Source organism: Comamonas serinivorans, from assembly GCF_002158865.1.
Lineage (GTDB): Bacteria > Pseudomonadota > Gammaproteobacteria > Burkholderiales > Burkholderiaceae_C > Comamonas_E > Comamonas_E serinivorans.
In genome coordinates this window covers 4,173,565-4,185,684 of record NZ_CP021455.1, presented here as the reverse complement: position 1 = coordinate 4,185,684, position 12,120 = coordinate 4,173,565, and the positions used below count along the sequence as shown (strand labels likewise).

Genomic DNA, 12,120 nt, shown 5'->3' with positions numbered 1-12,120 from the left:
AATGCTAGCATCGGGCCTCTATGCGTCAGTCAGTCCATTTTGCTGACAGCTCGCAACCTCCCAAGCATTCCCCCATGACCGTGCAATCGTCCGCAGCCGCGCCTGTGGAACCTGGCTGGACGCCGGAACCGCCGCGCAATCCCCCTGCATTTGAACCGCCTGTGGCGCCTGGCAGCACCTGGGATCGCTATGGTCGTCTGCTGGTCGAAGCCGGCAAGCTCAGCGAGCGCGACCTGGATCGCGCGCTGGCGGCCCAGCGCGAAATGGGGGGCTCGCTCGACCGCGTGCTGGTCAGCCTGGGCCTGGTGTCCGAGGCCGATGCCGCGCGCGCGCTGGCCTCGCACCTGGGCCTGCCGTTCGTGGCCAGCGAGGCCATGCCCGAGAACCCGGCCGAGATCGAGGGCCTGCTGCCCGAGTTCCTGCGTGCCCACAACGTGCTGCCGCTGGGGGCTGCCGAGGGGCAGCTGCAGGTCATCATGGCCGCGCCGCAGGATCCCTTCGTCATCAAGGCCTTGCGCCTGACCACGGGGCTGGAGGTGCAGCCGCGCGTGGGCCAGCCCTCCGACATCGAGAAGGCCTTGTCGCGCCTGAGCGAGGCCGCGCAGGGGCAGGGGGCAGATGGCGAGGTCGAATCCGATGGCGTGACCGGCGATTTCGTCGAACACCTGCGCGATCTGGCCAGCGAGGCCCCCGTCATCCGCCATGTGAACAGCATCATCGGCAAGGTGATCGAGCTGCGCGCGTCCGACATCCACCTGGAGCCCTTTGACGATGGCCTGCACGTGCGCTACCGCGTGGACGGCGTGCTGCTGCCGGGCGAGGTGGTGCCTGCGCGCCAGGGCGCGGCCATCAGCTCGCGCGTCAAGCTGCTGGCGCACCTCGACATCGCCGAGCGCCGCCTGCCGCAGGACGGCCGCATCAACATCCGCGTGAAGGGCCGCGAGCTGGACCTGCGCGTCTCCACCGTGCCCACGGTGTACGGCGAAAGCGTGGTCATGCGGGTGCTGGACCGCGCCAGCGTGCGTTTCTCGCTGGAGGACATGGGCTTTGCCCGCGACACGCTCGACAAGTTCAACAGCCTGCTGGCCCGGCCGCACGGCATCCTGCTGGTCACCGGCCCCACGGGCTCGGGCAAGACGACGACGCTGTACGCGGGCCTGGCCAAGCTCGATTCGCAGACGCAGAAGATCATCACCGTGGAAGACCCGGTGGAGTACCAGCTCGACGGCATCAACCAGATCCAGGTGCACACCCAGATCGGGCTGACCTTCGCGCATGCGCTGCGCTCCATCCTGCGGCAGGACCCGGACATCATCATGATCGGTGAAATGCGCGACGGCGAAACGGCGCAGATCGCCGTGCAATCCTCGCTCACCGGTCACCTGGTGCTCTCGACGCTGCACACCAACACCGCCGCCAGTGCCGTGGTGCGGATGCAGGACATGGGGGTCGAGCGCTACCTCATCACCTCGACCGTGAACGGCGTGCTGGCCCAGCGCCTGGTGCGCCGCCTGTGCGATGCCTGCAAGCAGCCCACCCAACCCACGGCCGAGCTGTTGCAGAGCTCGGGCCTGGGGCGCTTTCTGCCGGCGGGCCAGCCCATGTACGAGGCCTGCGGCTGCCCGCAATGCCGCGGCACCGGTTACCAGGGCCGCTCGGGCATCCACGAGCTGTTCGTGGTGGACGAGACCATGCGCTCGGCCATCCTGCGGGGCGACGACGCCAGCACGCTGCAGCAGCTGGCCGTCAAGCAGGGCATGTACACGCTGTACGACGATGGCCTGCGCAAGGTGGCGGCCGGCCTCACCAGCCTCGACGAGGTCTTGCGCGTGACCCAGGACCAGAGCGATGCCTGAGTTCGCCTGGCGTGCCGCCCATGCCGATGGCCGCCTGGCCGAGGGGCGGCTGCAGGCGGCCGATGCTGCAGGGGCCCTGCGGCAGCTGCGCGACCGCGGCCTGACGCCGATCCGCGTCGACGACGCCACCGCGGCCAACGAGGCCGAGGCGCTGCGCCTGTCCAGCAAGGCCAAGGCGGGGCGCGGCCCCGTCAACGCCCAGGATGTGCTCAACCTCACGACCGAGCTGTCCATCATGCTGCGCGCCGGCCTGGCGTTGGACAGCGGCCTGCGCGTGCTCATCGAGATGAGCCACAAGCCCAGCGTCAAGGCCATGCTGGGGCAGATGCTGGACGACGTGAAGGGCGGGGCGGCCTTCAGCAAGGCGCTGGCCGCGCACCAGCCGGTGTTCAACGACTTCTACATCAACATGGTGCGCTCGGGCGAGGCCAGCGGCCAGCTGTCCATGGTGCTGGAGCGCCTGGTCGAGCACATGGAGCGCCTGCGTGCGCTGCGCGAGAACGTGATCTCGGCCATGCTGTACCCGGCCATCTTGCTGTTCGTGGCCGTGGCGTCGCTGATCGGCATGCTGGCCTTCGTCGTGCCGCAGTTCGAAAAACTGTTCAAGAACATGGGCGATGCGCTGCCCATGCCCACCCGCATCGTCATGGCCATGGGCCACGGCTTCCAGTCCTATGGCCTCATCCTGGGCGTGGCGGCGGTGCTGCTGGGCTGGCTGTTTTCGCGCTGGATCAAGTCGCCTGCGGGCAAGCGCTGGTGGCAGAACCTGGCCTTGCGCCTGCCCATCCTGGGCGGCCTGCTGCGCAAGTACGAGCTGACGCTGTATGCGCGCTCGCTGGGCACGCTGCTGGGCAATGGCGTGCCCTTGCTGGGTGCGCTGCAGATCGCCACCGAAACCGTGGGCAACGGCGGCCTGCGCGCCGGCCTGGCCAAGATGATCGCGCCCGTGAAAGAGGGTGGTCGCGTGGCCCAGGCCATGAGCGGCACACGCATCTTTGAACCTTTGGCCATCAACCTGGTCAGAGTGGGCGAGGAAACCGGCCGCATCGGCCCCATGATGCTGGAGCTCGCCACCATCCTGAACCGCGAGGTGGAAGTGGGCATCAAGCGCGCGCTGACGCTGCTGGAGCCCATCCTGATCCTGCTGCTGGGCGTGCTGATCGCCTGCATCATCGTTTCCATCCTGCTGGGCATCATGTCCATCAACAACCTGGCGAACTGAGCCAGCGTGTTGCCCGGCCGGCCGACCTTGACGACTTTGAGAAAGACTTTGTGATGACCCGCTTCCTCACCCGTACCCTGTCCAACCGTGGCGCCCGGGCCCGCAGCCGGGTGCAACGCGGATTCACGCTGCTTGAGCTGATGGTGGTGCTGGCCATCCTGGCGCTGCTGGGCGCGCTGGTGGGGCCGGCCGTGATGGAGCAGCTGGGCGGTGCCAAGGTGAAGACCACCAACGTGCAGATCAAGGACATCGAGCGCGCGCTCGACATGTACAAGCTGGGCGTGGGCCGCTACCCGACCACCGCCGAGGGCCTCCAGGCGCTGGTCAACAAGCCCGGCAACGCCGTCGGCTGGACCGGCCCCTACCTGAAGGAAATGCCCAAGGATGGCTGGGGCAACGACTTCAGCTACACCTTCCCTGCAGCCAATGGCAACTTCGAGGTCAAGAGCCTGGGCGCCGACAACGCCCCGGGCGGCGAGGGCGAAAACGCTGACCTGTCCAACATCAAGTCCTGAGCGCGGCCTCGTTCCTGAACGCGTCATCGATGCCTGTCTCATGCAGTATGCGTGAATTGGCGTTCAAATTTGAACGGTGATTGGCTGATACTGCCCCATTGATGATGTTTCGCCCCCTGCAATCCCTGCGTCGCGCACGCGGCTTCACGTTGGTGGAGCTGGTGGTGGTGCTGGCCATCCTGGGCCTGATGGCGGCCTTGGTGCCCATGGCCTACGGGCCCATGCGCGAGGCGGCCGAGTACCGCGACACCGTGCGCGCGGCGCTCGAAGGCCTGCGGGCCGCACGGCTCAAGGCCCAGCTCGAGGGGCGCGAAACCACCTTCACCGTCAACCTGGCGGCGCGCAGCTTTGGCGCCGAGGGCGAAACCGTCTACACCGTGCCCGAGGATCTGGGCCTGCGCGCCGTGGTGGCCGACAAGGAGGTCGGCGCCGATGGCAGCCTGGCCATCCGCTTTTTGCCGCGTGGCGGTGCCACCGGGGGCAGCGTCGACGTGCTGCGCTCGTCGGGCGATGGCGTGCGCCTGCGCGTGGACTGGTTTTCAGGCCGCGTCGAACAAGAGCCGGTGGCGCCATGATGGGTTGGGTTCGATGTGAGCAGTATGGGGTGATTGTCGTTGGTGATGAAACGACTGTGCCTGCATACTCTGTCAATTCAAGCCATGGTGCCACAACCGCTGCCGCCTGCTCGGTCGTCCGCATGGGCCTGCAGGCCGGCGGCACACCACCTGCTGCATGGCGCGGGGGGGCAGAAGGGCGTGCGGCCCAGGCCGTCCCCGCCTGCCGTGCATGGCGAGCGGGCCGCAACCCTGCCGCTGGCGCGCGCCGCCGTCAGGCCGGCTTCTCGCTGCTCGAGGTCCTCATCGCCTTCGCCATCATGGCGCTGGCGCTGGGCATGCTCTACCAGGTGACGGGCTCCAACGCGCGCACCACGGGCGAGCTGATGGGGCAGGAGCAGGCCATGAGCCTGGCCGAGTCGGTGCTGGCCGCCAACCCCGTGATCGCGCCTGAGGGCGTGAACGCGCAGGGTGTGTCGCAAGGGTTTGCCTGGCAGGTGCGCACGGCGCGCTTCACGACCGTGGCCGACAGCAAGACGCAGGCGCCGCGGCTGCACGAGATCGAGGTGGTGGTGCGCTGGAGCGATGGCTCACGCGAGCACGAGTTCGCGCTGCGCAGCCTGCGGCCCGAGCGCCTGGAAACCCTGCCGGTCGACGCGGAGGCGCCATGATCAGTCCTTGCACGACGCGACGGGGCGCCCGCGGGCGCGCTGCGGCACGCCGCCAGCACGGCTTCACGCTGATCGAGGTGGTGATCGCGCTGGTGCTGATCTCGCTGCTCATGCTGCTGCTGACGGCCGCGATGCGCAGCATGGGGCAGACCGAAACCGCGATCGAGGAACGCGTGGCGCAGACCGAGGATTACCGCACCACGGTGCTGTTCCTGCGCGATGTGCTGAGCGAGGCCTCGGCACGGCCGCTGGCCGCGTCCACCCAGGCGAACGCGCCCCGCGTGTTCTTTGCCGGCGGGCCGCAGGAGCTGTCCTGGATCGGCGTGCTGCCCGCGCGCTACGGCATGGGGGGGCGCCATTACATGCACCTGGGCCTGGAGAACGGCGCGCTGGTGCTGCGCTTCGCGCCCTGGAACGGCGCCGCCACCTACGACAACTGGTCGGCGGCCGAGCGCCGCGTGCTGGCGCCCGATGTGAGCGTGTTGAAACTCTCGTACCAGGATGCGCGCAACGGCCAGTGGGTGGACAGCTGGCCCCCCGTCAACGTGCCGCGTGCGTTCGCCGTGCCGGCCGTGGTGCAGATCGAGATGGACAACAGCGCATTCGCCTGGCCCGCGCTGGCGGTGCCGGTGAGCGGCATGCTGGCCGCCGACCCCAGCAATGAACCGATCAAGTTCGGCGGTGGAGACGTCCAGCGATGAACCCGTCGAAAACCCCCTTCACCCGCGGTCAGCGCGGCATGGCCCTCATCGCGGTGCTGTGGCTGGTGGCCGCCATGAGCATCCTCGTGCTGGGCGCGACCCACACCGTGCAGCAGCACATCCGCGCCACAGGGCTGGTGCGGGATCAGGTGTCGGCCCAGGCCATGGCCGAGGCCGCGTTCGCGCTGGCGCTGCAGGCCATGCTGGCCGAAGGCAAGCGCGAACCGGGCATCCTCGCCAGCGAGTTCGAGGTGCAGGGCACGGTGGTGCAGGTGCAGGCCGCGCCCTTGAATGGCTGGATCAACCTCAATGGCGCGTCGGCCGAGCTGCTGGCCGATGTGTTCACCGTGGGGGCGGGTCTGCCCAGTGGCCAGGCCCGGGCATTGGCCGAGGAGGCCGTGGCCTGGCGCGACGAGCGCCCGCAAGAGTCGCCGACCGGCCGCCGCAGCTCGGGGATGAACAAGCGCCTGTTTGAACACGTGGACGACCTGATGCTGGTGCCCGGCATGGACTACGACATCCTGGCCCGCGTGCGCCCCTTGCTGGTGACCGACCTGCCGAGCAACACGCGGGTGAATCCGCTGGCGGCGCCTCCCGAGGTGCTGGCTGTGCTGTCGGGCGGGAACCAAGGCGTGGTCGACCAGATCACACAGGGCCGTGAACAAGGCGCCGCCGAGGCGGACACCAGCAGCCTCGAGCGCCGTTACGTGCAAGCCAGCCCCACCGACCATTACCGAATGCAAGCCGACATCCCGCTCGAAGCAGGCAGAATGCTGCGCGTGACCCAGGACGTCGCGCTGGGCCAGACTTACTCGAAGGTGGCGCCCTGGCGTGTGCTTCGTGAATCGCGGCACGTCCAGGCCATCGGGTCCTGAGTGACCCTGCAACACCCCATCCCCATGGCCCTTTCCCTTTCAGACAATTCCCGTTTCTTCGGCATGGACCTGAGCCAGTGGCCGAGCCAATGGCGCGGTGCGGCCGAGCTGCTGCTGGACCTGCCCGGCCTGCGGGCGCTGACCGCCCCCGTTCCGGTGCGCTTGCTGCAGGCCGATGGCCGCATCACCGGCTGGTGGTGGCGCCATGGCGCCATGGTGCCGGCGGCGGTCGACCAGCTGCCGGCCAATGCCGCACTGGCGCTGGAGCTGCCGGCCGAGGCGGTGCTCGAGCGCAACCTCACGCTGCCGCTGCTCAACACCGGCGACGTGGCCGCGGCCGTGGCGCTCGAGGCCGCCTCCATCAGCCCGTTTGGTGCTGCGCAAACCGTCTCCGGCTTTGCCGTGGTGCCGCCCGCCAAGGGCGCCGCCACGCAGACCGTGCACATGGCGCTGACCTCGCGCAAGCAGATCGAGCAGAGTCTGGTTCAGGCCCAGGCCGCGCTGGCGGCGCAAGGGCTGGCCCCGGTCGAGGTGCCTGAGACATCGATCGAGGTCTGGGTATTGCCCGATTCCCGTTTGACTGCCAACGGCGATGGCGCCATACCTGCCTCCAATGGCGTGGCGGCCCAACCCATTCGCCCCATTGCGTTCAGCACCGGCGGCGAAGCCCATCGTCAGGCCCTGGTGGCCAAAGGCCGTGCCGGGCGCGTTGCCCTGGTGGGGCTGGCGGCCGTGTTGCTGGCCGCCCTCGTGGCCACGCCGGTATTGCAGGCCCGCTCGCGGGCCGTCCAGGCGCAGGCCGCGCTGGACCGCGTCAGCCAGGAGGTGGCGCCCCAGATGGCCCAGCGCGAAGCCCTGGTCAAGCAGGCCGAGGCGTTGCGCGGCGTGGGCGATGTGCTCAAGTCGCAATTGGCGCCCTTGCCGGTGCTCGATCTGGTGACCCGGGCCTTGCCCGATTCGGCCTGGTTGAACACCCTGCGCATCGAGGGCGACAAGGTCACCGTGACCGGCAACGCCGACGACGCCGCAGCGCTGGTGCAGGTGTTGCTCAAGCAAGACGGCGTGAAGGATGTGCGCCTGCCATCGCCCGCCACGCGGCCGGCGGGTGCCAGCAAGGAAAATTTCACCATCGAGATTCGGTTGGATCCGGGTCGCTATGGCCTGTCCAAGACCCGGGAGGCCGCATGAGCAAGCGTCTGGCCGCTTCGAAGCGTGCGAGCACCGCAATGTGCAGCACGGAGGTGTGTTCATGAACCCGCGCAAACCCCGCCCCGAATGGCTGTGGCTGCTGTTGTTTGCCGCCGTGCTGGCGGCCATCGTGCTGGGTGGCGCCGGCTGGTTGTTGCAAAAGCACGCCTGGGCGCAAGACCGCCTGAAGGATGTGAACCCGCGCTACGCCATGATGACCGGCCTGATTCAGGACAAGGACAAGCTGGCCGCCCTTCAGCAGGATTTGGCGGGCAACTACGCACGCTACGTTCACCCCGCGACCGCCGAAGCCGGTCAGGCCGGCAACGAGGCTTTGCAGCGCGTGCGTGAGCTGGCCAGTGACAACAAGCTGGGTGTGGTCAGCAGCCAGGTGATGCCGGCGCGCGACGACAACGGCCTGGAACGCATTGGCCTGAACCTGCGTGTCGAGGGGGACTACGACGCCATGACCCGCTTCCTGCAGGCCCTGGGCCGCGTCGAGCCCGTCATTTACAGCGACACCCTGCAGCTCACGGCGCAGGGCCAGCGCGCCGCGCCGCGGCGTGTCGCGCGGGGCCAGCCGCCACCGCCCGAAGAGCCCGAGGTGTTGAAAGCCACGGCCCAACTGACCCTGTTCGTGTTGAGGGCCAAGCCATGAGTGTGCGCATGACCGGACGCTTCGTGCCCGCTCTGGTGGGCGTCAATGCCGTGCTGGCGGTGGCTTTGGCTGCCGTGTGGCTGGGGCCGCAGGGCGTGCTGCGCCATACGATCTGGCAAGCCCCGGCGCCCCAAGGCGTCAACCTGGATGATGCCGCCAATGGCGTGCTGGCGGCCAATCCCGCCGTGACCCGCGCCTATCCCGAGGTGCTGGACCGGCCGCTGTTCGCTGCTGCGCGTCGCCCTGTGGCCGCCCCCGAGCCCGAAGACGACAAGCCCGCCGCCCCGCCGCCCATTGCGCTCGACAAGGTGGTGCTCACGGGCATCGTGGCAGGCCCGCGCCTGACCGGCGCGCTCGCGCAGGTCGATGGCGAGTCGCGCTTCCTGAAGGTGGGCGACCAGGTGGGCGATTGGCAGGTGGATGGCGTCACGGGCCGCGATGTCCGTTTCCACAAAGGTGACGAGAAACGCACCCTGACCCTGCCCTACGCCCATGCGTCCGCGCCCGATGCAGGGGACGCCGGCAAGGCCTCGCCCAAGCCGGTGGCGCCCCGGGCTGACGCTGTACGCCCACCGCCCCAGGCTGCACCGCAGCCGCCTCGCCGTCCCCCCAGCCCGCCAGTGCTGGGGACGGGCCAGCCGAATGGCAGGCCCGAGGCCAAGCCCGGCGCCATCCAGATTCCTTTCGGTGGCAGCGTTCCTTCGCGACGCCGGCCCGCCAGCGCAACCCGGTGACGCGACCACCCAACGCCAGACTGACCATGTTCTTTGCTCGTTCTTTCTCTTCCTCGCTGATCCTGCTGACGGTGGGCGCGCTGACGGCCTGTGCCAATTCGCCAGGCCGGCCGCTGGGTGCGGGGCCTGTGGGTCCGGCGCTGACGCAGCCCCTGCCGCAGGCAGCCCCTGCCGCGTCCGAGTCCTCTGCCGCTCAACCGCAGCCCGTGGCCGATCTGGCGCGAGATCGCGCAGACGTGGAGGACCGCGACCCCGTCATCATCCGGGGCGATGACCGCACCTTCCGGGCCAAGCCCAGCCCGGGTGCCATCAAGGGCCCGGTCAGCGCCTTCAAATTCGAGAACGCGCCCTCGGGCGAGGTTGTGCACGTCATGCTGCGCGACCTGCTCAAGGTCGACTACGTGGTGCATCCGCCGCTGAACGGCAACATCACGTTGACCACGCGCGGCGAGGTGAGCGCCGACAAGGCCTTGCTGCTGCTCGAAACCGCCCTGCAGGTCAACGGCATCGTGATGGCGCAGGATTCGCGTGGCATCTACCACGTGGGCACGCCCGAGTCCCTCAGGGGCATCGTGTCGGCACCGCGACTGGCCGACAGCCGGGGCATGGCGCCGGGGTATGGCGCCATCATCATCGCGCCCCAATACTTGGGCGTGGGCGAAATGGCCAACATCCTGCGCCCCATGGTGCCGGCCGAAGCCATCGTGCGCGTCGACGCCACGCGCAACATCCTCGTCATGCGCGGCACCCGGGCCGAAGCCGAGGGCTGGATGGACATCGTGCGCACCTTTGACGTGAATTTGCTGCGCGGTATGTCGGTCGGGGTGTTCCCGCTCAAGCACAGCTCGGTCGAAGACGTGCAGGCGGCGCTGCAGCTTCTGGCCGGTGGCGCCAGTGGCGGTGCTGCCACTGCGGGCGCGCCAGCAGCCGGTCGCCCTGCGACGCCCACACCGGCCCGACCGGGTGCCCAAGGGGGCAGATGGCCGCAGCGGCTGCAGCTGCGGCGGGTGCTGCCGGCCTGGGCGAAAACAGCCCGCTGTTCGGTGCGGTCCGCATCCTGCCCATCGAGCGCATCAACGCCATCATGGTCGTCACGCCGCGCGCGGCCTACATCGACGAAATCCGCTACTGGATCGAGCAGTTCGACCGCCCCAACCTCAACAGCGCCGAGCCCCAGCTCTTTGTCTACAAGGTGCGCAATGGCTCGGCCGACCACCTCGCCGAACTGCTCAACGGCATCTATGGCGGCACCAACGCCTTTGGTGCGTCCACGGGGGCCACCGGCGTGGCGCCCGGTCTGGGCGGCGCAGCCGGCGCCACCACGCGCAACGGCATCACCAGCAACAACAACCTGAGCCGTTACTCTGGCAACCAGAACAACACACGCAGCAGCCTCAGCAACAACTCGCGCTTCGGCTCGGGTTCGTCGGGCTTTGGCTCGTTGAACTCGCGCGTCGGTGCCGGGGGCGCGGGCATGGGCGCACAAGGCGGCGCCAACGGTGCGGGCGGGAACGTCGCCACCGTTGCCCTGAGCGATACCGTGCGCGTGATGGCCGATTACATCAACAACACGCTGCTCATCCACGCCAAGCCGGCCGAGTACGCGCGCATCGAGACCACGCTCAAGCGCCTGGACATTCCGCGCGCGCAGGTGCTGATCGACGCCAGCATCGTGGAGGTGTCGCTCAGCGATGGCATGAGTTTTGGTGCCAAATGGAATTTCAGTGGTGCAGGCATTGGGCGTTATGGCGGCTCAGGAGGTGTGGGTAATGAAGCAGTGACCATGCCGGGGGCCACGTCGAATCTGGGGGCAGCGGGTTTTACCTACATGCTGCGAAACTCCAGCAATCCGGTTGCCTTGCTGGAGGCCTACAGCAGCAACAGCAATGTGAGATACCTCTCCAATCCCTCGTTGATGGTGATGGACAACCACACCGCAGCCATTTCGGTGGGCGATCAGATTCCCGTCCAGTCGTCCAACTATTACACCGGGACCACGACGACCAACTTGGTCACCAATTACGAGTTCAAGGACACCGGGGTCATCTTGAACATCACGCCTCAGGTCAATGCCGGCAATCTGGTGACTTTAGAGATCGACCAAGAGGTCACCGATGTGGGTGAGGATCGGCCAGTCGGCAACACTGAAGCGCCAACCTTCAAGCAGCGCACCATGAGCTCGAAAGTGGCTGTCCGGTCAGGCGAGACCATGGTGTTGGGGGGGTTGATTAAACAAAAAGATACAACCAGGAAGGGGGGGCTGCCCTTCCTTTCTTCGATACCTTTGGTTGGTGCTTTATTTGGCGAGCACGCCAATTCAGGGGAGCGCACCGAGCTGCTCCTGGTCATCACCCCGCGCGTCATCCGCAGCGACGCCGAAGCCCGTGAAGTCAGCCAGGAGCTGCGCGATCGCATGAAAGGCATCTCGAGTGCGGGCTGGGAAACCCTGGGCACCCCAGGAAGATCCGTCGCCCCCACCATCCCCAAGCCCCAAATTTCCATTCCTGAGGAAGGACAATCCCAATGACCTCATTGACCCACATCCCTTTCGCCCGCTGGACCCGCGTCGCTGCCGTGACAGCTTCTGTCCTGGCACTGAGCGCCTGTGCTGCACTGCAACCCCAGACGTCTGAAGAGCAAGTCATGGCTCGCGCACAAGCACGTTGGGATGCGCTCGTGGCCCGGGATTTCAAGAAGGCCTACACCTATGCGCCCCCCAGTTATCGCGCCCTGGTGTCGGAAGAGGATTTCCGCAACCAGTTTGGCACCAGTGGCCGCTGGACCAAGGCCGATGTGCACAGTGCCAAGTGCGAAGCTGAGCGCTGCCAGGTCAAGGTGCGCATTGCGGCCACCGTCAGGGCGCCACTTCCCGGTGTTCCTCGCAACCAGACACACAACGTGTCGTCGTATTTCGACGAACCGTGGGTGCGCGAAGATGGCCAATGGTGGTTCTATCAAGCGCCTTGAGGCCAGTCGGGTGGCCTGAGGTAAAGGCGCAAGCAGCAGCTGCGCCCGTTTCAAGCAGTGAATTCAGGCTCGTGCCTCATATGGTGCGGGCCTTTTTCATGAGGCTTGTGGCGCGTCAACCCCGATGATTCCTGAGTTTGTTGCTATGGTTTGCGCCAAAACAACAACAGGTTCAAAAG

13 protein-coding genes are annotated in these 12,120 nt (G+C 67.5%); all 13 read left to right on the top strand.

What is annotated here, in order from left to right; genetic code table 11:
* Positions 1 to 74 precede the first annotated feature (74 nt).
* A complete protein-coding gene (gene gspE, locus CCO03_RS17920; RefSeq protein WP_087283322.1) occupies positions 75 to 1,856 on the top strand; it encodes a type II secretion system ATPase GspE in 1,782 nt (593 codons plus the stop codon).
* Complete coding sequence (locus CCO03_RS17915; protein WP_087283320.1) at positions 1,849 to 3,078, top strand: type II secretion system F family protein; 1,230 nt, start codon at positions 1,849 to 1,851, stop codon at positions 3,076 to 3,078. Before gspE ends, CCO03_RS17915 begins: the two co-directional genes overlap by 8 nt.
* 53 nt (positions 3,079 to 3,131) lie before the next feature.
* Positions 3,132 to 3,593 (top strand): type II secretion system major pseudopilin GspG, encoded by a 462-nt coding sequence (gene gspG / locus CCO03_RS17910; RefSeq protein WP_087283318.1) that lies wholly within the window; start codon positions 3,132 to 3,134, stop codon positions 3,591 to 3,593.
* A 101-nt stretch (positions 3,594 to 3,694) separates the two neighbouring features.
* Complete coding sequence (locus tag CCO03_RS17905) at positions 3,695 to 4,168, top strand: GspH/FimT family pseudopilin (protein ID WP_236903928.1); 474 nt, start codon at positions 3,695 to 3,697, stop codon at positions 4,166 to 4,168.
* Positions 4,169 to 4,290: 122 nt separating this feature from the next.
* Positions 4,291 to 4,818: a type IV pilus modification PilV family protein gene (locus CCO03_RS17900; protein WP_087283316.1), complete on the top strand. Its 528-nt coding sequence runs from the start codon at positions 4,291 to 4,293 to the stop codon at positions 4,816 to 4,818.
* The gene (locus CCO03_RS17895) at positions 4,815 to 5,519 is read left to right on the top strand and encodes a prepilin-type N-terminal cleavage/methylation domain-containing protein (protein WP_087283314.1); all 705 of its coding nucleotides are present in this window, start codon (positions 4,815 to 4,817) and stop codon (positions 5,517 to 5,519) included. The genes CCO03_RS17900 and CCO03_RS17895 overlap by 4 nt, the downstream gene beginning before the upstream one ends.
* On the top strand, positions 5,516 to 6,394 hold the full coding sequence (locus CCO03_RS17890) for a type II secretion system minor pseudopilin (protein WP_087283312.1): 879 nt from the start codon (positions 5,516 to 5,518) through the stop codon (positions 6,392 to 6,394). Before CCO03_RS17895 ends, CCO03_RS17890 begins: the two co-directional genes overlap by 4 nt.
* 24 nt (positions 6,395 to 6,418) lie before the next feature.
* Positions 6,419 to 7,582, top strand: a complete 1,164-nt coding sequence (locus CCO03_RS17885) for a PilN domain-containing protein (RefSeq protein ID WP_157667786.1) — start codon at positions 6,419 to 6,421, stop codon at positions 7,580 to 7,582.
* A gap of 61 nt (positions 7,583 to 7,643) precedes the next feature.
* Positions 7,644 to 8,240 carry a type II secretion system protein GspM gene (gene gspM / locus CCO03_RS17880; protein WP_157667785.1) on the top strand — a complete coding sequence of 199 codons (597 nt, stop codon included), beginning with the start codon at positions 7,644 to 7,646 and terminating at the stop codon, positions 8,238 to 8,240.
* 8 nt (positions 8,241 to 8,248) lie between these two features.
* Positions 8,249 to 8,974, top strand: a complete 726-nt coding sequence (locus CCO03_RS17875) for a hypothetical protein (protein WP_087283305.1) — start codon at positions 8,249 to 8,251, stop codon at positions 8,972 to 8,974.
* Between the two features lie 26 nt (positions 8,975 to 9,000).
* The gene (locus tag CCO03_RS20540) at positions 9,001 to 10,329 is read left to right on the top strand and encodes a hypothetical protein (RefSeq protein WP_236903926.1); all 1,329 of its coding nucleotides are present in this window, start codon (positions 9,001 to 9,003) and stop codon (positions 10,327 to 10,329) included.
* Entirely contained in the window at positions 10,212 to 11,501 is a 1,290-nt protein-coding gene (locus CCO03_RS17865) for a type II secretion system protein GspD (RefSeq protein WP_236904162.1), read from the top strand. Before CCO03_RS20540 ends, CCO03_RS17865 begins: the two co-directional genes overlap by 118 nt.
* Complete coding sequence (locus tag CCO03_RS17860; RefSeq protein WP_157667784.1) at positions 11,498 to 11,941, top strand: hypothetical protein; 444 nt, start codon at positions 11,498 to 11,500, stop codon at positions 11,939 to 11,941. Before CCO03_RS17865 ends, CCO03_RS17860 begins: the two co-directional genes overlap by 4 nt.
* Positions 11,942 to 12,120: the final 179 nt, after the last annotated feature.

What these genes read in the sequence shown, in the direction of transcription:
- gspE (WP_087283322.1), top strand. Translation starts at nt 75, where the DNA reads ATGACCGTGCAATCGTCCGCAGCCGCGCCTGTGGAACCTGGCTGGACG.
- CCO03_RS17915 (WP_087283320.1), top strand. Translation starts at nt 1,849, where the DNA reads ATGCCTGAGTTCGCCTGGCGTGCCGCCCATGCCGATGGCCGCCTGGCC.
- gspG (WP_087283318.1), top strand. Translation starts at nt 3,132, where the DNA reads ATGACCCGCTTCCTCACCCGTACCCTGTCCAACCGTGGCGCCCGGGCC.
- CCO03_RS17905 (WP_236903928.1), top strand. Translation starts at nt 3,695, where the DNA reads ATGATGTTTCGCCCCCTGCAATCCCTGCGTCGCGCACGCGGCTTCACG.
- CCO03_RS17900 (WP_087283316.1), top strand. Translation starts at nt 4,291, where the DNA reads ATGGGCCTGCAGGCCGGCGGCACACCACCTGCTGCATGGCGCGGGGGG.
- CCO03_RS17895 (WP_087283314.1), top strand. Translation starts at nt 4,815, where the DNA reads ATGATCAGTCCTTGCACGACGCGACGGGGCGCCCGCGGGCGCGCTGCG.
- CCO03_RS17890 (WP_087283312.1), top strand. Translation starts at nt 5,516, where the DNA reads ATGAACCCGTCGAAAACCCCCTTCACCCGCGGTCAGCGCGGCATGGCC.
- CCO03_RS17885 (WP_157667786.1), top strand. Translation starts at nt 6,419, where the DNA reads ATGGCCCTTTCCCTTTCAGACAATTCCCGTTTCTTCGGCATGGACCTG.
- gspM (WP_157667785.1), top strand. Translation starts at nt 7,644, where the DNA reads ATGAACCCGCGCAAACCCCGCCCCGAATGGCTGTGGCTGCTGTTGTTT.
- CCO03_RS17875 (WP_087283305.1), top strand. Translation starts at nt 8,249, where the DNA reads ATGACCGGACGCTTCGTGCCCGCTCTGGTGGGCGTCAATGCCGTGCTG.
- CCO03_RS20540 (WP_236903926.1), top strand. Translation starts at nt 9,001, where the DNA reads ATGTTCTTTGCTCGTTCTTTCTCTTCCTCGCTGATCCTGCTGACGGTG.
- CCO03_RS17860 (WP_157667784.1), top strand. Translation starts at nt 11,498, where the DNA reads ATGACCTCATTGACCCACATCCCTTTCGCCCGCTGGACCCGCGTCGCT.